Consider the following 25,190-nt stretch of genomic DNA (forward strand, 5'->3'; position numbering starts at 1 on the left):
ACGTGATCAGCGTCGGGTGAGTGGGGGGAGCAGATGCTTGCGCAGCTTCCCGTTCGCCGACCGCGGCAGCTCGGCCACGACCGTGACCAGGCGGGGCACCTTGTAGCGGGCCACACGATCGGCGAGATAGTCCCGCAGGACCTCCGTCGGGCCGCGTTCGTCGCAGGCCAGGCCCGAGTCGGCTCGGGCCTGGACGACCGCCACGACGCGCTCCCCCCACTCCGCGTCGGGCACGCCGATCACGCCGACATCCTCGACGTCGGGATGGGTCAGAATCGCGGCCTCGACCTCGGCCGGATACACGTTGACCCCACCCGAGACGATCATCTCGGCCGACCGGCCGAGGAGGTACAGGTAGCCGTCCTCGTCGAGCCAGCCGAGGTCCCCGACGGTGACGAAGTCGCCGAGCCGGCTGGCGCCGGTCTTCTCCGCGTCCCCGCGGTACTCGAAGGCGTTGGCCCCCATCCGCAGGTAGATCGTCCCGGACTCACCGGCCGGAGCGTCCTCGCCGTCCGTGTTGAGCACCCTGACCTCCGCCCCCGGCTGCGGGCGGCCGACGCTGCCGGGCCGCTCGAGCCACTCGCGTGCGGAGATGGCGGTGCCGGCGGCCTCCGTGGCGCCGTAGTACTCCCACACCACATTCCCGAACCAGTCGATGACTCCCCGCTTGACGTCCTCGCTGCACGGACCCGCACCGTGGATGAGGTTGCGCATGCTGCTGACGTCGTACCGCTCGCGGACCTCCTCGGAAAGCCGCAGTAGCCGGTGCAGCTGCGTCGGCACCATGTGCGTGGTGGTGACCCGCTCGGCCTCGATCAGCCGCAGAACCGTCTCGGCGTCGAAGCGCTCCATCAGCACGACCGTGTGGCCGAAGTGCAGCGACGTGACCGCCAGACCGCTCACGGCGGTGTGGCTCAGCGGCGAGGTCACCAGATGGACACCCTCGCCGAGCGGCTCGACCGCGAACATCCCCAGCTGCCACCGGGCACCGGCGGCGAAGACGGCGTCGGGGTCGCCCTCCGGCAGCTTGCGCAGGACGCCCTTGGGGCGGCCGGTGGTCCCGGAGGTGTACCCGAGGTAGGACCCGGGACTGCGGTCCCCGAGCGGGCCGTCCGGGTAGGCGGCACTCTCGGCGAGGAGGTCGCGCAGGCCGGAGGCCTTCCCCAGCGCGAACCGACGCTCCGCCGGCAGCCCTGCCTCGTCGGCCGCGGCGGTGAGCATCCCCGCGGACCTGACCGACGCGAGGGCGACGACCGGGGCCGCGTCGCCGAGGATGTAGGCGACCTCGCTCGTCGTGAGGCCGGTGTTGACGGGGACGTAGTAGGCGCCGATCTGCTGGCAGGCGAGCACCACGGCCAGTGCGGCGCCCTCGTTCGCCACCACACCGACGACGCGGTCGCCACGCTGCAGTCCCTGCGCGCGCAGGAGCCGGGCGATCGCGTTCGCCCGGCCGAGAAGCACCCCGCGACTCACCCTGCGGCCGTCGGCCTCGACCACCGCGCATCCCTCGGGGTGCGCTGCGGCGATCGTCCAGAAGCCGAGCTGCTCACTCATCGCTCAGTCCACTCCCTCCCGGAACCCGGGCCAGCAGGTCTGTCGCGAGGGCCCGGCGGTGCGCCACGGTCGTCCCGTACGCCGACGCGAGGCTCATCACCCGCTTGAGCCAGAAGTGCAGGTGGTATTCCCAGGTGAACCCGATCCCACCGTGCAGCTGGAGGGCCTCGACGTTGGCGCGGTCGGCGGCCTGCCCAGCGTATGCCTTGGCCGCGGCCGCGCGGTGCTCCGCGTCGGGGTCGTCGATCGCGTCCAACGCGCTCAACGCGGCGGCTTCGGCCATGTCGACGCCGACGGCGACGTCAGCGATCTTGTGCTTCACCGCCTGAAACGAGCCGACCGGCCGGCCGAACTGGTGGCGCATGCCGACGTACTCCACCGTCAGGTCCAGCAGCCGCCGCGCCGCTCCCGCCAGCTGGCAGGCCGCTCCGGCGACGGCCAGCGTGCGCACGCGCGCCGCGAGCTCGGGCGAGACCCCCAGGACCGTGCCCCTGCCACGTGGCCCCACCCGTGCCACGGGACGCAGCGGGTCGACCGCCTCAAGGGACTCGACCTCGACCTCATCTGCCCGGTACAGCGTGATGGTGCCGTCCTGCGCGACGTCGAGGACCACGTCCGCCTCCGCGGCGAAGGCCACGTGCGGGTCCAGGTCGCTGATGCGCACGGCGACCAGCAGCGAGCCCTCGGCGAGCGAGGCGAGCCGCTGTGCCACCTCCGGGTCGTCGGCGAAGGCGGACAGGATGGTCGCCGCGAGCACCGAGGTCTCGAGGTAGGGCTCGGGCAGCGCGTGATACCCGGTCGCGCGCAAGACGCCCGGCAGGTGCCGCGGAGTCAGTCCCGCTCCACCCCACTCGTCAGCGACCAGCGCCGAGACGAGTCCCGTCTCGGCCAGGCGGGCCCAGAGCGACGCACTGTGTGCGGCTCCGGCATCGAGGCGCTCGCGCAGGTGGTCGAGGCCGCAGTGGCGTTGCAGAAGCTCGGTGGTGACCTCGTCGAGCTGACGGCGGTCCAGGTCCAATGTCTCGGTCACGACGGTCGGGGCTCCATGGGCAGTCCGAGCACACGCTCGCTGATGATGTTGCGCTGAATCTCCGAGGTACCGCCGAAGATCATGGCGGCCCGGGCGTACCAGTAGCGGTGGTGCCACTGTTGCCACGCGTGGGCGGTCACCGGGTCGGCGCCGGCGGTAGCCGACGGTTCTGCGACGATCGCGCCGTCCTCGGCCATCAGGCGCAGGCCGGTCGCGAAGATGTCGTGTTGCATCTCCGTCCAGTACAGCTTGTTGATGCTGGCCGTCCGGTCGAGGTCACCCCCGCTCTCCGCGAGCGCGGCGAGCCGGTAGACGTTGGCACGGTAGACCTCGGTCTCGACCAGGACCCGGCCGAGCTCGTCGAGCGCCAGGGAGTCCTGCGCCAGGCCTCGGTGCCGGATCAGGCCGGCCAGGGCCGTGACGTCGTTGGAGAACTTCGCGTGGTCGCCGAAGACCGCGCCACGCTCGAATCCGAGGGTGGACATGGCGACCTTCCAGCCCTGGTCGATCTCGCCCACGACGTTCTCGACCGGCACCCGGACGTCGGTGAAGAACACCTCGGCGAAGCCCTTCGTCCCGTCCACCATGGTCAGCGGACGGACCTGCACGCCGGGCGTGCGCAGGTCGATGCACAGGAAGGTGATGCCGGCGTGCTTGCGCCGCTTGGCCGCTTCCGGGTCGGTCCGCACGAGCGCGAAGATCCAGTCGGCGAACCCGCCCATCGACGTCCAGATCTTCTGGCCGTTGACCACGAAGTGGTCGCCGTCGCGGACCGCTCGGGTCCGCAGCGAGGCCAGGTCCGAGCCGGCGCCCGGCTCGGAGAAGCCCTGGCACCAGATGGTCTTGCACGAGAGCAGGTCGGGGATCCAGCGCCGCCGCTGCTCCTCGGTCCCGTACTGCATCACGACCGGTCCCAGCAGGTAGAGGCCGCCCATGTTGACCCGCTCCGGGGCCCGCGCGCGGTAGTACTCCTCCGCGAACGCGATCGTGTGCCGCAACCCGGCGCCGCGCCCGCCGTACTCGACGGGCCAGTCGACGGCGGCGTAACCGCCCTCGAACAGGGTGTGCTCCCACCGCCGGTGCTGGTCGAAGCCCTCGCGGGTCGTCCAGGGCGGCAGCGGCTCCGTCGGGACGTTCTCGGCGAGCCACTGCCGGACCTCGGCCCGGAACCCCTCGGCCGAACCGGCCTGGTCGATCGTCGTCTCCGCACTCATCGCGGCCCCTCCCCGTCAAGGCCGAGCACTCCGGCCACGTCTGACATCACCTCGACGTAGTTGTCCACCGTCATGCGGAGCGAGAGGTTGATCCCGTCGACACCGAGCTCGGCATAGCGCCGGACGATTTCCGGCAGGTCGGACAGCTCACCGACACCGCGGAAACCCGCGATCACGTGCACGTCGTCGCGGCTGCGCCCGGACGCTTCGAGGTGCCCTTCCAGCGCCCGCAGGCCGTCGGCCAGCTCGGCGGGCGTCAGGTTCCAGGGGTACCAGCCGTCCGCCGCCGTCCCCGCCCGGCGGATCGCCGCGGGCGAGTGCCCACCGATGAGGACCCTGGGCGCCTGGACACCGACGGGCAGTGGGGGCGCATCCTGGTGACCCCCGCCCCACGCATCGGTCAAGGCGTGCACCAGATCTTCGCAGCGTTTTCCCCGCGTCTTGAAGTCGGACTCGCAGGCTGCGTACTCCTCGGCGGACCAACCCAACCCGACGCCGAGGTCGAACCGGCCTCCGGTCAGCTCGGCGACGGTGAGCACCTCGCGGGCGAGGATGCGCGGGTTGCGCAGCGGGAGCAGCAGCACCGAGCTGCCGAATCGTAGCCTCGTCGTGGCTGCGCACACCTCGACCGCGGCCTGGAAGAGATCCAGCAGGCCCTGCTCGGGCGCCGACTCCACCTGGGCCCTGCCCTCGACGACCTTGTTGTGCTGCTCCTTGACGTCCGGATTGGCCGCCAGGGGCGCTTGCGGGTACGGGTAGACGGAGTCGTACCGCTCGAAGAAGAGGATGTGCTCCGGTAGCCAGATGCCGTCGAACCCGGCGTTCTCCGCGGCGCGGGAGAACTCCGCCATGAAGGCGAGACCACGCTCCGGGCCGCCGTCGAAGAGGTCGACCAACCCGATCTCGACCCGCCCCCGCGCGCCCATGACGCCGTTGCGGGTGCTGTTGTCACTCATGCGGCCACCTCTCGCAACTCCGCGGGCTCGGGAATCCGGTCGAACACGGCCACCAGCTCGTCGATGCCGGCGTCCGCCGCCACCCCGCGGCTCGCCGGCATCAGGTGGGCGTCGACGAACCAGGTGCGGCGAATCGGTCCCGCGTCAGCCCCCAAGGCATCCAGCAGGGCGGCCAACGCCGCGTCGAGCGCTGCCGGGTCCACCCTCCAGGCCGCCCACCCGTCGATCCGGCCTCGGGCCTCGAGGACCCTGCGCAAGACCGGTGTACCCGCGTCGCGCAGATGCACCTTGAGACAGCGCTCGCCCACCGGCTTCGGGTTGGCGATGGCGCCCGAGAAGCTGACGGTCGGTGAGCTGACCGCTCCTCGGCGCTGGGTCCACAGCGCCTCCATCGCGGCCAGCCGATCCAGCGAACGTCCGACCGGGTCGGAGACGGCGGCCCCTGGCTCGAGGAGGTCTGCGGGAGGACCGCCGAGGTCGATGCCGAGCTCCAACCGCCCGCCGGCGAACCAGTCGAGACTTGCCAGTTGCTTGGCGCGCACCGCCGCGGCCCGCACGGACAGCACCTCCCCGGCCAGGCCGAGCCGGATCCGCCGAGTAGCACGAGCGACGCAGTACAAGCCCAGTGTCGCGTCGTGCGAGGAGGTCTGCGCGACCTCACGGTCGCCCAGGCCCCACCAGGAAGCGAAGCCCTCATCCTCGGCGGCGACGGCCGCCGTTCGGATCGCCGCTTGCAACGAGCCGGCCTGTTTCGACTCGAAAGCGCAGGCTATGCCGATGTCCATCCCGTCTCCTTCGTCGACCGACCGCGGGGTAGACATCCGCGATCAGGGTGCGCGGCAGCCGCCGCAACGTCCTGGGGTGGGGCCGGCCGCAGGTGGCCGGACCCACCGTCGCGTGAGCTGTCGTCAGCCCTTCCAGGAGGCGAGGGTCCCCTCCTTGGTCCACTGCAGGTAGGTCGCCTTCGACGTCATCCGCGCCTGGCCGCCGTCATAGCTCACCGGTCCGTACACGGTGTCGAGCTTCGTGATCTCGCTGAGCGCCTTGGACACCGCCTTCGGGTCGCCGCTACCGGCCTTCTTGAGGGCCTCCGCGACGAGCCACATCGCGGTGTAGCCCTGGGCGCCGTACATGTCCGGGGCCGACCCCTTCTCCTTCTTGTAGAGCTCGACGAACCGGCGCGCGACGTCGTTGTCGGTCTGGTCGGCGTGGAACGGCGCGAAGAAGATCGTGTTGCGCAGTCCGCCACCCGAGGTCTCGAACAGCTTGGTGCTGTCGACGCCGTAGTTGGCCAGGATCGGCTTCTCGTAACCGCGCTCCCGCAGCGCCCGCGCCACGAGCGCCGACGGTGTGCCGAGCATGGAGCTGACCACCGCGTCCGGGTTCAACGACTGGACCTCGGTGGCAGCCTGCGTGAAGTTGGTGTCGGCGGACTGGGTGTTGATCCGCTTCACCACGTTGACGCCGTTGCGCTTGAGCGCCGCATCCCAGACGTCGGCGTCCTTGACCATGCCGTCGTTGTCAGCGGTGACCAGCAGGACCGCGGTCTTGACGCCGGCGGCCGGGACGACATCGTCGATGAACTTGTCGTACAGCCCGCCGGGCTCGGAGGGGATGATGACCGGCCGGAAGATGTACGGCGGCTCGGCGAGACCCGGCAGGATTGCCGAGGTCACGATGCCGGGCACCTTGGACTGCTTGATCACTGGAGCGAGCGCGCCGGCCTCCGAGGAGAGCCCGCAGCACAGCACGGCGCTCGCACCGTCGGCGACGTACTGCTTGTACTGCGCGATCGCCTGCGCCGGGTCGCTCTTGATGTCCCCGGACTTGAGCTCGACCTTGACGCCCTGGCCCAGGAACCCGGTGTCGTTGATCTCCTTGACCGCGAGCTTCGCGCCGTCAAGGATCGGCACTCCGGCGAAGGCGGCCGGACCCGAGGTCAGCGCGGGGAAACCGATCAGGTAGGTCGAGCCTTGGCCGGAGCTCTTCGCGTCACTGCAGGCTGCTGCCGTCAGTGCGGTCAGCATCGCGACGCCGGCGACGAGGATGCGATGGCGCATCCCTCCTCGACGAATGGTGAACATAGCTTTCCCTTCTTCCCACGCTGGATGAGGTGGCATGCCGCCGACGTTCCCGTGGGCCGGCCTGCGGGCCCGGCCCTCGGCTCCGTGTGCTGTTCGCGGATCGCACGCTTGGGCCTGGCTGGCCCGGGGCCCAGGACGCGTCCGGGGCTCACTCGGCGATCTCGGCCTGACCGGGGTGCAGGTCAGGCCGCCGGAGACGCTCTGCAGGGGGACCGTCTCAAATGTGAAGCAAGCGATTGATTAAACGAGTATGACGCGGGTCACCTGACTCGTCAACGGCGGTGCGGGCCCTTCTCGAAGATCCGCGCCGACTTCCGCAGAGCCGCTCAACGGGGTCGTCGAGCGGCCCATCGATGGCGGTCGCCGACCTGCTACCGGCTCCCGCCGTCAGCGCCGGGCCTGAGGCCGACGACGCCGCGGTCGAGCACGGGCTCACCCGCGGAGTTCGTGGTCCGGAAGAACACTTCCGAGTCGCCCTCCGCTCGCCAGGCGCGAATCACGAGGTCGTCGCCGGGAAGGACCGGGCGGGTGAACCTGCCGCGCATGGACGCCAGCCGGCCCGCATCGCCGCCGGCGAGCTCGTTGACGAGGATCCGTGCGGTGTAGCCGTAGGTACAGAGTCCGTGCAGGATCGGGCGGGGAAACCCGCCGCGTGCCGCGAACGCCGGGTCGGAGTGCAGCGGGTTGCGGTCACCGGTCAAGCGGTACAGCAGCGCCTGCTCGGGTCGGGTCGACACGGTCACCTCCACGTCGGGCGCCCGGTCGGGCAGCTCCCACGACGGGCTGCTGCCGCGCTCTCCGCCGAAGCCACCGGCACCGCCGAGGAACGCGCCGGTACGGCACCGCGCCAGGAGCCGGTCGCTGCCGGCCTCGACCAGCGTGGTCTCGGTCCACACGATCGCGTCCCGGCCCTTGTCCCAGATGTCGGTGACCGTGGTCGTCACCCGCGCCTGCCCCGCTGCGGGGAGCGGGCCGGTCAGGACCATCTCCTGCTCCGCGTGGACCGCGCGGGTCGGGTCGTACTCCCCGACGTCCGGCAGGCCCTTGCCGAACCCGAGCACCACGGCGAAGCTCGGGACGACCTGTTGCGTCACCCCCTCGGAGTTCTCCGTGGTGAACGCGAGCTCGGCGAGCGGGTCCTGCTGGCCGGCACCGACGGCGAGGGCATAGAGCAGCGAGTCGCGCTCGGTCCACCCGACGGTCCAGGGTCCGACGGTCGTCCCGACTCGCGAGGGATCCACAGGCATGACTGACCTCCTTGAACATGCGGCCGGGCCGCGCGTGGTAACAACTCCTCGACCAGCGCCGGGACGGCGCCGCAGCTCAGCACGCCAGCACCGGCGCGGGCCGGCGCCGCGGCTCAGCGCGCGAGGCGGGTGCGCGGACCGGCCTTCAGCAGCCCCGACGGCAGCTCGTGGCCGACGATGCGCTGGGCGAATTCGGCGACCTCGAGCAGGCGGTCGAGGTCGATGCCGGTCTCGACGCCGTACTCCTGCAGGAGGTAGACGGCCTCCTCGGTGGCGATGTTGCCGCTGGCCCCCGGCGCGTACGGGCACCCGCCCAGCCCACCGACGCTGGCGTCGAACCGGTCGACGCCAAGCGCCAAACCGGCGGCGAGGTTGGCCATACCCGTGCCGCGTGTGTCGTGGAAGTGCAGGGCGAGCGCGACGTCCGGGCAGGCATCCCGGAACCGGCCGACCAGGCGAGTCACCCGGGGCGGCGAGCCCATCCCCGTGGTGTCGCCGAAGCAGATGCTGTCGGCGCCGAACGCCACGGCGCGCTCGGCCAGGCCGACCACCTGTTCCTCGGGAACCTCGCCCTCGTACGGACACCCGAACGCGGTAGCCACGATCACCTGGCACCGCACGTCATGCGCATGTGCCGTCGCGATCACCTCGGCGATCGCCTCCATCGACTCCTCGGGGGCGCGGTTGATGTTGCGCAGGTTGTGGGTGCGTGAGGCGGAGACGACGACCTCGATGTCGGCGAACCCCGCATCGAGAGCGCGCCGGGCGCCGACGAGGTTCGGCACGAGGGCCGAGTAGGAGATGGACGGGTCCCTGGTGACCCCCGCCCAGACGTCGGCCGCGTCGGCCATCTGCGGGATCGCGCGCGGGTGGGTGTAGGAGACCGCCTCGATCTCGCCGACACCGGTCTGCGCCAACGCTTCGATCAGCGCGATCTTCTGGGCCGTGGGGACAGGCGGCTCGTTCTGCAGCCCGTCACGCGGACCCACCTCACGTAGCACCACGCGCGCGGGGACGTCACTCATGCGAGCCCCCTCGCCGCAGCGACGCTACGCCGGTGCGAGGCCGGCGTCCCGTAAAGGGCACGACAGGCCATCACCCGTCGGAAGTGGTGTGTCAGCTCGTGCTCCCAGGTGAACCCGATGCCGCCGTGCACCTGGATCGCTTCGCGAAGGACATGGGTCGAGCCGTCGCCCACCACGGACTTCGCCGCTGCCGCGGCGTCCTGCCAGCCCGGGAGCCGGGCGTCGGCCATCCGCAGCGCCTCCCCCAGCGCGCTGCGCGAGAGTTCCAGCTCGGCGTACATCTCGACGAGCTTGTGCTTGATGACCTGGAAACTGCCGATCGAACGGCCGAACTGCTCGCGCGTGCCGGCGTACTCGAGGGCCAGTTCGAAGGCGCGCTCCGCGGCACCGACCGCGTCGGCGGCGACCAGCACTGCGCCCAGGCTCCAGGCCTCCGCGACGGCGGAGTCGACCTGCGGACCGCACGCGAGCACCCGCGCCGGGACGTCGGCCAGGTCGAGTATCGCCAGGCCCCGGCCGGGATCCACGGCGTCCTGCGGCCGCACCTCCACACCTGCGGCCGCGCGCTCCACCAAGACCAGCGCCGTCTCCTCACCCGCGCGGACAGGGAAGAGGAAATCGGCCGCATGCGTCCCGCTGTCAACGAAGGTGCGCCGCCCTCGGACCTTCCCGTCGTCGTACCGCACCGTGGTCTGCAGTCGCTCCCCGCGCCGGTCCTCCGTGAGTGCGGGCACGACGACGCGGCCCTGCGCGATCGCGGCACGCAGGCCGCCGGCGTCATCGGGGTCGACGGCGGCCAGGAGGTGCACGGCCACACCGGCGGTGGCCGCCAACGGGCCGGACCAACCCTGGCGACCGGCTTCGCGCAGTGCGCTGCCGAGCTCCATCAGGCCGGCGCCCTGCCCGCCCAGGTGTTCCGGCACCAGCAGGCCGACCACGCCGACCTCCTCGACCAGGCCGGACCACAGGCCGGGCAGATCCGCACCCTGGGTTCGGTTACGCTCCGCCGGCGCCCGCTGCTGCAGGTACCGGGCGATCACCGGACCGAACTCAGCGCTCAACACGAACCGATCAGCCACGCCGCCTCCTTGAATAGAGCAAGTGCTTGCTTAATTAAGGACACAGTGCGCGATCGGGCCAAAGGCCCTCCCCTCAGCGGCTGCTGCGGATCCCGTCGAGCAGGATCGAACTCTGCACCTCGATGATTTCGTCCACGCTGACCTTGCCACGCGGGTCGAACCAGCGGATCACCGCCTGAATGGCACCCATGAGCGTCCGATAGACCATGCGGACGTCCAGATCGGACCGGAACAGACCGGCGGCCACCCCGCGCTCGATGGTCGCGAGCCAGATCTTCTCGACCTCGCGCTGGCGCCGACCGATGCTCTCGATCGGACGGACGTTGTGCCAGTCGTTCTGCAGGATCGTGACCTCCGCCCGGTACTGCACCAGGCCGCGCAGCGCCAGCGAGATCAGCTCGTGCAGCGCCTCGACCGGGTCCTCCAGCTCGTCGGCGGCGCGCTGGTAGCCCCTCACCGTGATGTCGAGATAGACCCCGAGGACCTCCTCGACCATCGCTTCCTTGGAGTCGAAGTAGTAGTAGAGGCTGCCGGAGAGCGTGTCGGCCTCGTCCGCGATGTCGCGGACGGTGGCGTTGGCGAATCCCTTCTCCGCGAACACTTTCGCCGCCGCGCGGACGATCAGCTCCTTGCGGGCCAGGCCCGTCGGCGAACCGGTCGACCGCCGCCTCGTACTCACTTGCTTCCCACCTTCTGACATGGTCCGAAATGATTCCATATCTCGGATGCTTGCTGGAGCGACTGCGAGCCCGCGCGTCCACTGCCTCACCCACATCGACTCACGTCGCCGGCCGGCGCGACGAGACGATCGTGACAGCAGACACCAGGTCACCAGGACTGCCGCCCTGGTTCTGCACCAGCCCGAAGCCCGGAGTGGGCACCTGGCGGTCACCGGCCTCGCCGCGGAACTGCAGCCACATCTCGAACAGCATCCTCAGGCCACTCGCCCCGATCGGGTGACCGAAGCTCTTGAGCCCTCCGTCAACGTTGACCGGCAGCGCCCCGTCACGGTCGTACCGCCCCGCGAGCACGTCGCGCCAGGCCTCGCCGGGAGCGGAGAAGCCAAGCTCCTCCATCAGGACCATCTCGGTCGGCGTGAAGCAGTCGTGCACCTCCGCCAAGGAGATCTCGGTGGCCGGGTCGGTGATCCCCGCCTGCGCGTACGCCGCCCGGGCCGAGGCTCGCGACTCCGCCAGGTCGCAGTAGTCGTAGTCGCTGTCGTTGCGGCCGGTGCCGGCGCCGGCGTCCAGCGCCAGGGCGTGCACGTACAGCGGACGGTCCGTGTACCGCAATGCGTCCTCCGCACGCACGATCACCGCGGCCGCGCCGCCGTCGGCGACCCCCGAGCAGTCGAAAACGCTGAGGTTGCCCGCCAGGGCGGGGGCCGCGGCGATCGTCTCCTTGGAAACGGCCTTGCGGAACTGCGCGCGCGGGTTGATCGCGCCGTTGGCGTGGTTCTTCCAGGCGATGTGGGTCATCGCCTCCTTGATCTGCTGCGGGCTCACACCGTACCGGCGCGCGTACGCCGGCACGATCATCGAGTACATGGCCGGCGCGCTCAGCACCGGCGGCGTGCCGTCGTTGGGTACGCTCGGCATCTCCAGGCCGGAGTAGCCGGCGTCCTTGAGCTTCTCCCCACCCACGGCCATGACCACGTCGTAGGCTCCCGAAGAGACGGCGTAGCAGGCGTTGCGGAAGGCTTCCGAGCCGGTGGCGCACATGTTTTCCACCCGGGTTACCGCCTTGTGCGCCAGGCCGAGCGGTCGCGTCAGGGTCAGGCCGGAGACCCCGGAGATCATGGACCCGAGCCAGAACGCGTCGACCTGCTCCAGCTCCAGGCCCGGCACGCTGTCGACGGCGCCGTGGGTCGCCTCGACCAACAGGTCGTCCACCGAGCGGTCCCAGTGCTCGCCGAACGCCGTACAGGCCATGCCGACGATGGCGACCGGGTTCTTCAGCGGGTGCACACCCATCAGCGGTCCTCCTCCCGGTGCGGTCGCACCTTCCAGATGTAGTTACGTACGCCGTTGGCCGCGACGCTGGCCACCCGGAACGTGGGCACGACCCGGTCGCCGATGCTCGGCTCGTGTCCGACGGCATCGGCCATCTCGAACTCGAAGCGGCCGCCGCCGTCGAAATCCACCGCCACGACCTTGGCCGGCAGCTGCACCGAATCCGAGAGCCAGTCGTCGGTGAAGGTGGCCACTCGCGCCGGGACGTCGACCATCGGCTCGGCATCGAACGCGTCCCGGGCGGTGCACCGCAGACAGACCCGACGCGGCGGGAGGTTGCGGTACCCGCACTCACGGCACCTGCCGGCGACGAAGCCGAACTTCCACCCCGTTGTACGCCGGGACGCCGGCGGCACGGGCGGCTTGACCTCGGGACGGCGGGCGGGCTCCCGCGGCAGCAGGCCCCGCCAGGTCAGGAAGTCGGCGTAGGACACCTCAGCGGTCGACCCGGCGAGCGCCTCCAGCCCGCTGGTGCCGACCGGCTGGTGCCGTTCGGTCATGCGGAACAGGAAGGCATCGGCGCCGTCGGTGACGCTGACGGCCAGCACGAGGTCGCCGGGATTCGCCTGCTCGAAGGCCGCGACGAGCCCGAGGCCGAGGTCCGCGGCGCCCGCGTACCCCAGCTCATCCGCCGCACCTCGACCCGTCACCTCGGCCGGGAAGGCACGGACCACCATCCCGCGGGCGCGGGCGTGCGGCGTGCTGACGACGACGTGGGCGAGCTCCTGGCGCTTGACCTCGCAGCGGCCGAGGACGTCGTCGACCGCGCGCTGCGCGAGTGGCACGTACTCCTCGACGCCGAACCGCTCCTCCCAGCTCCGGGTGCGCACCGCACCGGGCTCACGCCACCGGTCCAGGAACTCGCGCGTCACCGACGCCGTGCCGACCAGCTCGGCGACCGGTTCGGCGCCGACGACGAACGCGGCCGCCGCGTCGGCACCCTCGGCCTCGTCGGCCGAGCCCGGCAGGGAGTACCGCAAGTCCGCGGCGACCACCAGCGCACTGCCCTCGGCCAGCCCGGCGCGCAGGGCACCGGCTCCGCCGCGCAGCGCAGCCCCGACGTCGTACGCCGCGCACTGGTCGTCCAGTCCGGCCGCGGCGGCGACCGTGACGGCATTGGACTTCTCCAGGTACACCGGTCGCGAGGTGGCGAACCACAGGGACCCCGAGACCTGACGCTGCCCGAGGGCGCGACGCGCGGCCGCAACGGCAAGCGTGGTGCTGTCCTCGTCGTACGAGGCGACCGGACGGGCACCGCGGCCCCGGCCGACCCCCAACGTGCTGGCGATCGCGGCGCGGCCCAAGCGGCCGATCGGGATGTAGACGCCGTAGGACTCGATACCGACCACGCGACCCCTCCGTTCTCCCGCGGCAGCCGCGGCAATATTTCAATCAAGCACTTGCTTTGCTACTCTAGGGTCCCCCAGGCGGCGCTGCAACTGTCCGCGAACGGCTGACAGGACGCGCAGAGACGAGACCGCCGCAGTCCGGGAGTTGTGCGCGTGAGGAGGGTCATGGCCGAGCAGGGAGCCACTCCCAGCATCGAGAAGTTCCGCGCCGAGATCATCGAGGTGCTGAGTGCCTTCGCGCGCCGCAAAACCGGCGAAGGCGCCCATTGGGGAGTCGGCGAGGACCGGGTCTCGGTCGTCGCCGAGCGCTCCGAGGGCGAAGCGGAGGAGCTGGCGGCACTGCGCCGCTACCGGGCTCACCTCGTCGAGCACGGCCTGGGCTGGGTCGACGGTCCAACCGAGTTCGGTGGGCGTGGACTCCCGGCCGAGTACGCCGCCGCGCTGCGCGAGATCGAGTCGGAGTTCGATCTCCCCGACGACGCCTATCTGCGGTTCAGCGTCTCCACGCTCACACCCACGCTGCTCCTGCACGGGACTCCCGAGCACCGTCAGACATGGCTCGCCCGGCTGCGCTCGGCCGAGACGGTCGCCTGCCAGCTCTACTCCGAGCCCGGTGCCGGCTCCGACCTGGCCGGCCTGTCCACCCGGGCGGTGCGCGACGGCAACGGCTGGCGCATCACGGGACAGAAGGTCTGGAGCTCCGGCGCGCACTACAGCGACGTCGGGCTGTGCATCGCCCGCTCTTCGCCCGACAAGCCCAAGCACGCGGGCCTCACCACCTTCCTGATCGATCTCGACAGTCCCGGCATCGAGATCCGGCCCATCCGCCAGCTCACGGGTGGCGCCTCGTTCGACGAGGTGTTCCTGAACGACGTCTTCGTCCCCGACGAGCGGCGCATCGGCGGTGTCGACGAGGGCTGGCCGGTCGTGGTGACCTCGCTGCTCAACGAGAGGTCGGCCATCGGCACCGAGGTCGGCGTCGACGAGGCCCTCGTGGAGCGGCTGATCGACCTCGCCCGCCACGTCGGCGACCCGGCCGACGAGCGGACCCGCGACGCGGTCGCGCAGGTCCTCGTGCGCGCCTGGGCGGCGCGACTGACGACGGCGAGGTTCCTCCAGGGAGGCGGCCCCCCGGGGCCGGAACTGGCGTTGAGCAAGCTGCTCGCCACCGACCTGCTGCGCACGATGAGCGACGTGGCCGCGGATCTGCTCGGCGCCGCGCACGTCGCCGACCCCGGCGAGTGGGGTACCTACGCATGGTCGGAGCTGACCCTGGGCCTTCCGGGCCTGCGGGTCGGCGGCGGCACCGACGAGATCCTCAAGAACACCATCGGCGAACGGGTCCTCCACCTACCGAAGGACGCAAGATGAAGATCGACATGGGAATGATCGGGGCCTCGGCCGCCGCCTGCGGACCGGTGGCCGCCGAAGCGGAAGCCCAGGGCTTCGACGGCGTGTGGGCCAGCGAGAGCGTGACCGACGCCTTCCTGCAGTCCCAGGCGGCCCTGCTGTCCACCCGCGAGGTGACCGTGGGCACCGCGATCGCCGTCGCCTTCGCCCGCAACCCCATGTCCACGGCGTACCTCGCATGGGACTTGGCCGCCATGTCCGAGGGCCGGTTCATCCTCGGGCTCGGCAGCCAGGTCCAGGCACACATCGAGCGGCGATTCTCGATGCAATGGAGCGCCCCGGCGGCCCGCATGCGCGACTTCCTGCAGGCGCTCGACGCGATCTTCGCCGCCTGGCGGGACGGCTCCCGGCTCGACTATCAGGGACCGCACTACCGGCACACGCTGATGACGCCGGTCTTCACGCCGCACCACCACGAGTACCGCATCCCGAAGATGATCGCCGCGGTCGGGGCGAAGATGACCGAGCTCGGCGGTGAGCTGTGCGACGGCCTGCTACTGCACGGCATGACGACCACCGCCTACCTCGACGGGGTGACCCTGCCCGCCCTGGGCAAGGGCCTGGCGGCCTCCGGTCGGTCCCGCGCGGACGTGGACCTCTACGCGCCGCTGTTCATGGTCATGGGGGACACCGAGGAGGAGATCGCCGAGGGTACGCGCAAGACCCGCGAGCAGATCGCGTTCTACGCGTCCACCCCCGCCTACCGGGCCGTGCTCGACAGCGTCGGGTACGGCGATCTCCAGGGCGAGCTGCAGACGATGTCGCGCGCGGGCCGTTGGGTCGAGATGGGCGGCCTCATCGACGACAGGCTGCTCGAGCACATCGCCCTCGTCGGCACTCCGGAGGACATGCCCCGCCTGTGCCGCGAGCGGTACGCCGGACGCCTCGACCGCGTCTCGTCGTACTACGGCTGGCCGAGCGGCGACCCCGATCGCCTTCGGAGCATCCTCGCCGACTTTGCCTCACCCCAGCCCTGACGACCCCATGGAGGAGCCATGACCGACGCCGTACTCGCAGAGCTGCGCGACCGCGCGCGGATCGCGGACACCCTGCACGCCTACAGCCGCGGGGTGGACCGCGTCGACATCGACCTGCTGCTGGACCTATTCACCGAGGATGCCGCGTTCGACTACGGGCACGGCAACATCACCCGTGGCCGCGCCGCCCTCGCGGACCTGTTCCGGGCGGCTACCGGCCGCTACACCGCGACCAACCACCACTGCTCCACGATCGGCTACCTCGAGCTCGGCCAGGGTCGCGCACAGACCATCACCTACGTCTACGCGTTCCACCAGAACACGGGCACCGATCTACAGTTCCACGTATGGGGCAACTATGAGGACTCCCTCGTGGACGAGGGAGACCGCTGGCGCATCCGTGAGCGGCGCGTCCGGGTCGCCGGCGTGAAGACGATCGCCGCCGAGGAGGTCCCGGAGCGGTTCGAGCGGTACGCCCGCGGCTGAGGCACCTCGCTGCCGCGCGACGACCGCCGGCGGCGCACCGGCCGCCGGCCGCCGCGCATCAGGCGTGGCGCTGGAGCCCGCCGTCGACCGCGATGGTCTGGCCGGTGATGTACGAGGCCTCTGCCGAACAGAGGAAGGCGACCAGCGCCGCCGCCTCCGCCGGCTCGCCGAACCGACGTGCCGGGACGTTGACGGCGGCGTACTGCGTGCGGGAGTCCGGGGTCGGGAAGTGACGGCGCAGCTGCTCGCTGTCGATGCGGCCCGGCGCCACGCAGTTGACGGTCACTCCGGCCGCTGCCACCTCGCGCGAGAACGCCTTGGACCACAGCCGGCAGGCGGCGATCGCGGCCTGCGCGGCGGAGACGACCGTGGGTTCGAGCAGACCGATCAGGTTCACCACGCGCCCGCGGCCGCCGGCCTCGAGAGCAGGCCGCAGCTCCTGGGCGAGACGGCGCTTGACGTGGAAGTTCAGCTCGAAGGACCGGCGCCAGCCCTCCTCGTCGAGCGCGGCACCGGGCGGGTCGGCCTGACCGGCGTTGTTCACCAGGATCCCGATACTGCCCAGCTCGGACTGTGCGGCGTCCGCGATGTGGCGCGCGGCGCCGGGTGAGGCAAGGTCGCTCGACAGCACGGCCGGGCGAGCCCCGCCCGCGGCCACGATGCGCTCGGCGGTCTCCTCGAGCGGGCCCGTGCGCCGCGCTACCAGCAGCAGCCGGGCGCCCCGGCGGGCGAGGTCCTCGGCGATGGCCCGTCCGATCCCCGCACCTGCGCCCGTGACCACCGCGCCAACGGACTCCAGACCTGGATCAATCATCGATGCCTCGTCTCCCGGCCGGCGCGGGGCGGCCCGGATGACCGCCCGCAGCGCTGGTCCGACTCGCGATAACTGGACGCTAGGGCGCCGGCGGCGACAAGTCAAGCAAACGCTTGATAGACTTTCGGCATGACTTCTGGGAGACATCGTGACCGTGAACGTTGAGGCCTCGCTGACGCAACACGACGCCGTCGTCACAGGGCTCCGGGACTTCCTGGACGCGCTCGCCAGCGCGGCACCCGACGAGCGGTCCAGCCAGCGCCTGCTGCACGACCTCGCCCAATGGACCGAGGACCTGCGGCAGGACGCGGTGGAGGAGAGCCATCGCCACTACGGCCGGTCCCCCACGCTCGCAACGGCGGGTCAGGCGACCACGCCGTGGTACGTGGTCGACGAGGCGGCGCCACCGGAGCGGCTCGCCGGCCGGGCATCCTTCAGCAACTTCTTCCTCGGCGGCCGCGGCGCCGCCCACGGGGGCACGATCCCGCTGCTCTTCGACGAGCTGTTCGGCTGGCTGGCCAACTCGGAGGGCATGCCGCCGTCGCGCACGGCGTACCTCACGACGAATTACCGCTCGGTCGTCCGCGTCGGCCGGCCGATGACCTTCACCGCATGGACCGACCGGGTTGAGGGCCGCAAGCGTTTCCTGCGCGCCGAGCTCCGCGACGGGGACACAGTGTGCGCAGAGAGCGAGGCGCTCTTCGTCACGCTGCGGGCCGGGCAGCCCTGAGATCGGCGAGCTTCGGCGCCGGCGACGGCCGACGCCGATCGGGCCGCCGGGAAGATGGGCAGGCGGCGGGACCTGACCGGCCCACGTGATGACGTGCTACGCCCGGGGATCGCCGAAGCCCTCCCACCGCGCCGGCCGCGACCCGGCCACCACCACGAGCGGGCGGCGCCTTCGCCGACCACGCGCCGCCGTCGACGGTGCCGGAGGCGAAGCACCGGCCGGCGGGCGCCGGTCCCGCCGGTTCAGCGGTTCGGAAGACCGCGGGCCACCAGCTCGGTGGGGTGCACCACCGTGTGTGGCCAGGAGCGGTCGCCGTCGATCCGGCGGAACAGCAGCTCGGTGGCGGCGCGGGCCAGTTCGCCGGCGTCGTAGGCGATCACCGTCAGCGGGTAGGGCACCAGGCGGGCCAGGTCGAAGTCGTCGAAGGCGAGCAGCGCGGCGTCGCTGCCGCGCCGGTACAGCTCCTCGATCACGCCGAGGGTGATCCGGTTGTTGAGGCTGAAGAAGGCCGTCGGCGGGTCCGGCTGGTCGAGGAGCTCCGCGACGACGCGGCCGGCCGCCGCCGGGTCGCGCACGCCGTCGCGGACCAGCCGGTTGTCGTACGGTGCGCCGGCCTCCACCAGCGCGTCCTGCGCGCCGTCGAGCCGCTCGCGCATCGTGTAGACGCCGATCGAGTCGAGCAGCACGGCGACCCGGCGATGGCCCGCCTCGACGAGTCGGCGTACCCCGGCCCGCGCGCCACCGCGGTTGTCGAGCAGCACCGTGTCGGCCCGCAGCTTCCCGGCCGGCCGGTCGAGGAACACCACCGGCGTGCCGAGCTCGACCTCGGCGCGCAGGAACGAATGGTCGTGGCCGGCCGGCACCACGAGCAGCCCGTCGACCCGGCGGGCGCACATGTCCCGCAGCAGCTGCTGCTCGCGCGCCGGGTCCTCCTCGGAGCTGGCGATGATGAGCATCGTGTCGCGCTGCCGGGCCATCTCGGCGGCCGCTCCCGCGATCGTCGCGTAGAACGGGTTGGCGATCTCCTCGATGAGCAGCCCGATCGTGGCGGTCGCCTGCCCGGAGCGCAGGGAGCTGGCCAGATGGTTGCGGCGGAAGCCGAGCTCGGCCACGGCGGCGAGCACCCGCTCGGCCAGCTCGGGCTGGACGTGCGGGGCGTCGTTCACAACTCGTGACACGGTCTTCAGGCTCACTCCGGCCCGGGCGGCCACGTCCGCCATCGTGGGCCGCCTCGTGCGGACCAGGTCGCTCATCACACGACAGACGATAGCGGCGCAGGGCGATGTCTTGACAACGTTGCCAAGGCGATGCGGGCCTTTTGTTCGATTTGATCGCTTCCGCCTGGCCAGTTTGCCCCGATCCCGGGGCACTGAGCTGCGACTGCCATTCCCATTTCCGAATGATTACACGGATGTATCTTGACAACGTTGTCAGGCGGCGAAAAGCTGGCGATCTCCAATGGGCGCGCCCCGTGCGCCCGCGTTCACCCCCTGGAGTTCCGCATGAAGGTGCCCATCGGCGCCCCAGTAGGTCACCCCTTATCCCTCCGACGGCTAGCCGGAGCAACCGCACTCCTGCTGCCGGTCGGGCTGCTCGTCGCCGCAGCCACCGCGAGCGCCGCGCCGACGGGCGGCGACTTCAGCTCCTCATTCGAGACCAACGACCCGCGACCGCCGGCGAGCACCGTCGAGGTCGGCGCGAACGGCAAACCGGTTCAGGGCAACCTGAGCGGATCGAGCCCCACCGGGCTGCCCGGCAGCCTGCTCAACCAGGTCAGCGCGGTGACCGCGAGCGCGGAGAACCCGCCGAACGAAACCGCGGTCATGCTCAAGGACGGCAACCCGTCCACCAAGTGGCTGGCGTTCAACCCGACCGGCTGGGTCGCCTACCGGCTCGCCAACCCCGCGGCGGTCGTGAAGTACTCGCTGACCTCCGCGAACGACTCGGCGTCCCGCGACCCCAAGGACTTCACCGTCCAAGGGTCCAACGACGGCAGCCAGTGGACCGACCTCGACCGGCGGACGGGCCAGTCCTTCAGCGGGCGGTTCGCCACCAACACCTACAGCTTCACCAACACCACCGCGTACAGCTACTACCGGCTGAACATCACCGCGAACTCCGGTGACTCGCTGGTCCAGCTCGCCGACTGGGACATCAGCGACGGCTCGAACACCAAGCCGCCGGCCACCCCGATGGTCAGCGTCGTGGGCTCCGGCCCGGCCAGCGGCTACAACATGAAGGCGAGCGCCGGGTTCACCGGGGTCGCTTCGCTGCGGTACGCCGGCGGCGCCGAGGCCGACGGCCGCTCGTACGCGACCAACAAGCTCTTCGACGTGAACATCCCGGTCGGCCCGAAGAGCCGGCTGTCGTACAAGATCTTCCCCGAGTACACCGGCCAGGACGCCCAGTACCCGTCCACGTACGCCGCCGTCGACCTGCACTTCACCGACGGCAGCTACCTCAGCGGGCTCTCGGCGGTCGACCAGCACGGGTACGCGTACACCGCCGCCGGGCAGGGCGCCTCGAAGGTGCTCTACGCCGACCAGTGGAACGCGGTGCAGTCCGACATCGGCGCGGTCGCCAGCGGCAAGACGATCGACCGCATCCTGCTCGCCTACGACGACCCGCAGGCCACCGCCGCGACCCGGTTCCAGGGCTGGCTCGACGACGTGACCGTGACGGGCACGCCGGCCTCGATCGACGCCTCCAGCCTGACGAACTACGTCGACACCCGGCGGGGCACCAACGCCTCGGGTTCGTTCTCGCGCGGCAACAACCTGCCGCTCTCGGCGGTGCCGAACGGCTTCAACTTCTTCACGCCGGTCACCAACGCCACTTCGAACTCGTGGGAGTACGAGTACCAGAAGGGCAACAACTCGGCCAACCTGCCCACGCTGCAGGGCCTTGCGATCTCGCACGAGCCCAGCCCGTGGATGGGCGACCGTAACCAGATGTCGGTCATGCCGGTGGCGGCCGGCGGCTCCCTCACCGGGACGCCGAGCAGCCGGGCCCTCGCGTTCAGCCACAACGACGAGACCGCGCAGCCCGACTTCTACCGGGTCAAGACGACCACCGGCCTGATCGCGCAGATGTCGCCCACGGACCACGGCGGCATCATGCAGTTCACCTTCCCCACGGGGACCACCGGAAGCCTCGTCTTCTACAACGGCACGTTCACCATCGGCACGGACGGCACCTTCACCGGCTGGGTCGACAACGGCAGCGGCCTGTCCGTCGGTCGCAGCCGGATGTTCGTGTACGGCACGTTCGACCGGGCCCCGAAGACGACCTCGGCCACGTCCGCCACGTTCGACACCTCGGCCAACCAGCAGGTGACGCTGAAGCTCGCGACGTCGTTCATCTCCGTCGACCAGGCCCACAAGAACCTCGACCTGGAGGTCACCGGCCGTAGCTTCGACGAGATCCGCGCCGCCGCGAAGGCAGCGTGGAACGACCGGCTCGGCCGGATCGACGTCCGCGGCGCGACCGAGACGCAGCTGGTTTCGCTGTACTCGAACCTGTACCGCCTGAACCTGTACCCCAACTCGCAGTCGGAGAACACCGGCACCGCGGACGCGCCGCACTGGCAGTACGCGAGCCCGGTCTCGGCGGCGACCGGCACGTCGACCGCCACCACCACCGGCGCGAAGATCGTCGACGGGCAGATCTACGTCAACAACGGGTTCTGGGACACCTACCGGACCGTCTGGCCGGCCTACTCGCTGCTGTACCCGGACATCGCGGCGAAGATCGCCGACGGTTTCGTCCAGCAGTACCGCGACGGCGGGTGGATCGCCCGCTGGTCCTCGCCCGGCTACGCCGACCTGATGACCGGCACCAGCTCGGACGTCGCGCTCGCCGAGACGTACCTCAACGGCGTGTCGCTGCCCGACACGATGGCCGCCTACAACGCGGCGGTCAAGGACGCGACGGTCGCGTCCGGCAAGAGCGGGGTCGGCCGCAAGGGCATCGAGACGTCGCTGTTCCTCGGCTACACGCCCACCTCCACCGGCGAGTCGGTGTCGTGGGCGCTGGAAGGGTTCATCAACGACTACGGCATCGGCAACATGGCCGCCGCCCTGGCCAAGGACAAGGCCACGCCGAAGGAGGAGCGGGACCGCCTCAAGGAGGAGTCGCAGTACTTCCTGCAGCGGGCCCGCAACTACGTCAACCTCTTCGACCCGAACACGAAGTTCTTCCAGGGCCGTGACGCCTCCGGCAAGTTCCTCAACGGCAACCCGCTGGACTGGGGTGGCGTCTACACCGAGACCAACGGCTGGAACTTCGCGTTCACCGCGCAGCAGGACGGCCAGGGCCTGGCCAACCTGTACGGCGGCACGAAGGCGCTGGAGCAGAAGCTCGACCAGTTCTTCGCCACGCCGGAGAACGCCGACCACCCCGGTGGCTACGGCGGCACGATCCACGAGATGCTCGAGGCGCGCGCGGTCCGCATGGGCCAGCTCGGCATGAGCAACCAGCCGTCGCACCACATCCCCTACATGTACGACTTCACGGGTGCGCCGCAGAAGACGCAGGCGATCGTGCGGGAGCTCCTGCAGCGTCTCTACGTCGGCAGCGAGATCGGCCAGGGCTACCTGGGTGACGAGGACAACGGCGAGATGTCGTCGTGGTACGTCCTGAGCTCGCTGGGCCTGTACCCGCTGCAGGCCGGCTCGTCGAACTGGGCCATCGGTTCGCCGCAGTTCAGCCAGATGACCGTCCACCGCAAGAGCGGCGACATCGTCGTCAACGCCGCGAACAACAGCACCAAGAACGTCTACGTGCAGAGCGTGAACGTCAACGGCAAGAAGCAGAAGGTCACCTCCATCGACTCGTCCGTTCTCGCGAACGGCGGCACCATCGACTTCCAGATGGGGCCGAACCCGTCGTCGTGGGGCACCAGCAACAACGAGGCGCCGCCGTCGCTGACCAACGGCAACGCGGTGCCCAAGCCGTTGCAGGACACCACCGGCCCCGGTCTCGGCACCGCGACCGCGACCGGCGGCCAGGACGCGTCGAAGCTGTTCGACGACTCGTCGACCACGCAGATGACGTTCGCCACCGGCACGCCGCAGATCAACTGGACGTACCGCGGCGGAGGCCAGGCGCCGACGTACTACACCCTCACCTCGGGTGCGAAGGCGGGCGACCCGGCCGACTGGCAGCTGCAGGGCTCCACCGACGGAATCACCTGGACCACCGTCGACTCCCGCACCGGCCAGACGTTCCCGTGGCGCAACCAGACCCGGCCGTTCCGGATCAGCAACCCGGGGCAGTTCACGCAGTTCCGCCTGGTCGTGACGAAGACCAGCGGCGCCGCGCAGGCGAACCTCGCCGAGATCGAGCTGCTGGCCGGCGGCGACGTGCAGCTGGGTGGCGGCGCCATCACGGTCACCACCGTGGGCACCATCCACGCGCTGTCCGAAGCCGCGGTGTCGGTCCCGCTGGCCTCCGTCACCGGGGGCACCGGGAGCGGCTACCAGGCCACGATCAACTGGGGTGACGGCACGCCGGCCACCCCCGGCACCACGACGCTGAGCTCGCGGGCGGTGTACAACGTCAGCGGCTCGCACACCTACGCCAAGCCCGGCTACTACCAGGCCTCGGTCACCGTGACCGACGGCACGAGCCAGGGCACGGCAACGGTGGGCGTCGACGTGGCCTACACGCCGAAGTCCAGCCTCACCGCCGCGTTCGACAACGTCTGCATCGGTGACGAGGGCGTCCGGGCGGCCAACTGCGACGCCAAGAACTGGGCGTACGACCGGGCCGCGCTCGCGGCGGCGGGCGTCACCCAGGGCCAGCCGCACGGGGTTCCCGGCACGTCGCTGAACTTCACGCTGCCCGCGGTCCCGGCCGGGTCGCTGGACAACGCGACCGGCAACGCCAACACGATCGTGCTCAACCTGCCGTCCGACGCCAAGAGCATCTCGTTCATCGGCGCCGGTACGCAGGGCAACCAGAGCACGACCGGCACGGCGACGTTCAGCGACGGCACCACCGCCAGCATCCCGATCCAGATGAGCGACTGGACGCTGGGCGGCAACCCCAACGGCACGCCGTCCTACGGCAACATCATCGTCGCCAAGACCGGATACCGGCTGCTCGGCACGAGCCGGGACGGCGCCCAGCCGTTCCTGTTCGCCACCGCGCCGTACCAGATCCCGGCGGGCAAGACGCTCGTCTCGGTGAAGCTGCCCGCACAGACCGGTGACCCCGGCTCGACGGGCCGGATCCACGTGTTCGCCATCGCCAACGACGGCACGCCGGCCGCGGCCCTGACGACCACGGCCCCGAAGGACCAGACGGCCACCGCCGGGCAGGCGCTCAACGCCGCGCTCGGTTCGGTGACCGGTGGCGTCACCGACTCGACCGGCTACCACGCCAGCGTCCAGTGGGGTGACGGCACGGTTCCGCAGGACGCCACGGTCAACGCGTCCGGTGCGGTCAGCGGGCAGCACGCCTACGCCCAGACCGGCACCTACACGGTGCACGTGACCGTGTGGGACACCCTGTCGAGCAACACCGTGACGTTCACCGTGACGGTGGGCGGGCCCGGGGCGCAGCCGGCGATCTCGGCTTCGCCGTCCGTCGGCGCCGGTGACACGATCACCGTCAACGGCACCGGGTTCGCCGCCGGCGAGCAGGTGAGCGTCACGCTCGACGCGGTGACCAACGTGACCGTCAAGGCCTCCGCGGCCGGCGCGGTGCACGTGTCGCTCGCGGCACCGCGTGACGCGGAGCCCGGCCTGTACGCCGTCACCGCCGAGGGCGCTTCCTCGCAGGCGCCGGCGACGGCCACGGTCGAGATGACCGCGGCGGCCCAGCCGGCGTACCGGCCGGAGGTGACCCTGTCGGACACCGAGGGCCCGCGCGGTACGGCGATCACGGTCGACGGTTCCGGGTTCGCCCGGAACGAGGCGGTCACCATCACCTTCGGTGACGGCCTCCACACCATGACCGTCCAGGCGAACGGCGACGGCGTCATCTCCGGCGCGGTCATCAGCGTTCCGGGGGCGGCGGTGCCGGGTGCGACCAGCCTCACGCTGGCGGGCGCGGCCTCGGGGGCCAAGGTTGAGCTGCCCTTCACGGTCACCAGCCAGGACTGACCCGAGATAGTCGAAGCCGCCGGTGGGCGGGCCGTGACCACGGCTCACTCACCGGCGGCTTTCTCGTTGCCCGGTCTTGCTTGCCCGGGCTCCGCTTGCCCGAAAGGGGGGCGC

Annotated in this window: 19 protein-coding genes; 5 read left to right on the top strand and 14 right to left on the bottom strand. The window is 70.9% G+C overall.

All coding sequences use genetic code 11. The features are described 5' to 3' along the window. Positions 1 to 6: 6 nt before the first annotated feature. The 12 genes from ABD352_RS07350 to ABD352_RS07405 form a co-directional block, all read right to left on the bottom strand. On the bottom strand, positions 7 to 1,554 hold the full coding sequence (locus ABD352_RS07350) for an AMP-binding protein (protein WP_344611457.1): 1,548 nt from the start codon (positions 1,552 to 1,554) through the stop codon (positions 7 to 9). Then, positions 1,547 to 2,584 (bottom strand): acyl-CoA dehydrogenase family protein, encoded by a 1,038-nt coding sequence (locus tag ABD352_RS07355; RefSeq protein ID WP_344611458.1) that lies wholly within the window; start codon positions 2,582 to 2,584, stop codon positions 1,547 to 1,549. The genes ABD352_RS07350 and ABD352_RS07355 overlap by 8 nt, the downstream gene beginning before the upstream one ends. Continuing rightward, positions 2,581 to 3,798 (bottom strand): acyl-CoA dehydrogenase family protein, encoded by a 1,218-nt coding sequence (locus ABD352_RS07360; protein ID WP_344611459.1) that lies wholly within the window; start codon positions 3,796 to 3,798, stop codon positions 2,581 to 2,583. The genes ABD352_RS07355 and ABD352_RS07360 overlap by 4 nt, the downstream gene beginning before the upstream one ends. Further along, entirely contained in the window at positions 3,795 to 4,754 is a 960-nt protein-coding gene (locus ABD352_RS07365) for an LLM class flavin-dependent oxidoreductase (RefSeq protein WP_344611460.1), read from the bottom strand. The genes ABD352_RS07360 and ABD352_RS07365 overlap by 4 nt, the downstream gene beginning before the upstream one ends. Beyond that, on the bottom strand, positions 4,751 to 5,539 hold the full coding sequence (locus ABD352_RS07370) for an LLM class flavin-dependent oxidoreductase (protein ID WP_344611461.1): 789 nt from the start codon (positions 5,537 to 5,539) through the stop codon (positions 4,751 to 4,753). Before ABD352_RS07370 ends, ABD352_RS07365 begins: the two co-directional genes overlap by 4 nt. A 123-nt stretch (positions 5,540 to 5,662) precedes the next feature. Then, positions 5,663 to 6,814 (bottom strand): ABC transporter substrate-binding protein, encoded by a 1,152-nt coding sequence (locus ABD352_RS07375; RefSeq protein ID WP_344611462.1) that lies wholly within the window; start codon positions 6,812 to 6,814, stop codon positions 5,663 to 5,665. 395 nt (positions 6,815 to 7,209) lie between these two features. Beyond that, positions 7,210 to 8,085: a MaoC/PaaZ C-terminal domain-containing protein gene (locus tag ABD352_RS07380; protein ID WP_344611463.1), complete on the bottom strand. Its 876-nt coding sequence runs from the start codon at positions 8,083 to 8,085 to the stop codon at positions 7,210 to 7,212. Between the two features lie 113 nt (positions 8,086 to 8,198). Next, positions 8,199 to 9,110: a hydroxymethylglutaryl-CoA lyase gene (locus tag ABD352_RS07385; RefSeq protein WP_344611464.1), complete on the bottom strand. Its 912-nt coding sequence runs from the start codon at positions 9,108 to 9,110 to the stop codon at positions 8,199 to 8,201. Further along, positions 9,107 to 10,048, bottom strand: coding sequence for an acyl-CoA dehydrogenase family protein (locus ABD352_RS07390; protein ID WP_344611465.1), 942 nt, complete (start codon positions 10,046 to 10,048; stop codon positions 9,107 to 9,109). Before ABD352_RS07390 ends, ABD352_RS07385 begins: the two co-directional genes overlap by 4 nt. Before the next feature lie 214 nt (positions 10,049 to 10,262). Then, positions 10,263 to 10,868 carry a TetR/AcrR family transcriptional regulator gene (locus tag ABD352_RS07395; RefSeq protein WP_344611466.1) on the bottom strand — a complete coding sequence of 202 codons (606 nt, stop codon included), beginning with the start codon at positions 10,866 to 10,868 and terminating at the stop codon, positions 10,263 to 10,265. A gap of 100 nt (positions 10,869 to 10,968) precedes the next feature. Beyond that, entirely contained in the window at positions 10,969 to 12,162 is a 1,194-nt protein-coding gene (locus tag ABD352_RS07400; protein ID WP_344611467.1) for an acetyl-CoA acetyltransferase, read from the bottom strand. Then, positions 12,162 to 13,550 carry a hypothetical protein gene (locus tag ABD352_RS07405; protein WP_344611468.1) on the bottom strand — a complete coding sequence of 463 codons (1,389 nt, stop codon included), beginning with the start codon at positions 13,548 to 13,550 and terminating at the stop codon, positions 12,162 to 12,164. The genes ABD352_RS07400 and ABD352_RS07405 overlap by 1 nt, the downstream gene beginning before the upstream one ends. Before the next feature lie 165 nt (positions 13,551 to 13,715). Between ABD352_RS07405 and ABD352_RS07410 the strand changes: the two genes are divergently transcribed. The 3 genes from ABD352_RS07410 to ABD352_RS07420 are packed head-to-tail and all read left to right on the top strand — an operon-like array spanning position 13,716 to position 16,423. After that, on the top strand, positions 13,716 to 14,921 hold the full coding sequence (locus ABD352_RS07410; RefSeq protein WP_344611469.1) for an acyl-CoA dehydrogenase family protein: 1,206 nt from the start codon (positions 13,716 to 13,718) through the stop codon (positions 14,919 to 14,921). Beyond that, positions 14,918 to 15,937, top strand: a complete 1,020-nt coding sequence (locus ABD352_RS07415) for a TIGR03617 family F420-dependent LLM class oxidoreductase (RefSeq protein ID WP_344611470.1) — start codon at positions 14,918 to 14,920, stop codon at positions 15,935 to 15,937. Before ABD352_RS07410 ends, ABD352_RS07415 begins: the two co-directional genes overlap by 4 nt. Positions 15,938 to 15,955: 18 nt before the next feature. Then, positions 15,956 to 16,423 (top strand): nuclear transport factor 2 family protein, encoded by a 468-nt coding sequence (locus tag ABD352_RS07420; RefSeq protein ID WP_344611471.1) that lies wholly within the window; start codon positions 15,956 to 15,958, stop codon positions 16,421 to 16,423. A 58-nt stretch (positions 16,424 to 16,481) separates the two neighbouring features. Here ABD352_RS07420 and ABD352_RS07425 read toward each other — a convergent pair whose 3' ends face one another. Continuing rightward, positions 16,482 to 17,237 (bottom strand): SDR family NAD(P)-dependent oxidoreductase, encoded by a 756-nt coding sequence (locus tag ABD352_RS07425; protein WP_344611472.1) that lies wholly within the window; start codon positions 17,235 to 17,237, stop codon positions 16,482 to 16,484. A 148-nt stretch (positions 17,238 to 17,385) separates the two neighbouring features. Here ABD352_RS07425 and ABD352_RS07430 point away from each other — a divergent pair, with 148 nt between their 5' ends. Beyond that, on the top strand, positions 17,386 to 17,967 hold the full coding sequence (locus tag ABD352_RS07430; protein WP_344611473.1) for a PaaI family thioesterase: 582 nt from the start codon (positions 17,386 to 17,388) through the stop codon (positions 17,965 to 17,967). 242 nt (positions 17,968 to 18,209) lie between these two features. Here ABD352_RS07430 and ABD352_RS07435 read toward each other — a convergent pair whose 3' ends face one another. After that, complete coding sequence (locus ABD352_RS07435; RefSeq protein ID WP_344611474.1) at positions 18,210 to 19,220, bottom strand: LacI family DNA-binding transcriptional regulator; 1,011 nt, start codon at positions 19,218 to 19,220, stop codon at positions 18,210 to 18,212. Positions 19,221 to 19,469: 249 nt separating this feature from the next. On the opposite strand from ABD352_RS07435, the gene ABD352_RS07440 reads away from it, so the two are divergent. Continuing rightward, positions 19,470 to 25,076, top strand: coding sequence for a GH92 family glycosyl hydrolase (locus ABD352_RS07440; RefSeq protein WP_344611475.1), 5,607 nt, complete (start codon positions 19,470 to 19,472; stop codon positions 25,074 to 25,076). Positions 25,077 to 25,190: the final 114 nt, after the last annotated feature.

It is taken from the genome of Dactylosporangium salmoneum, from assembly GCF_039532525.1.
Taxonomy (GTDB): Bacteria; Actinomycetota; Actinomycetes; order Mycobacteriales; family Micromonosporaceae; genus Dactylosporangium; species Dactylosporangium salmoneum.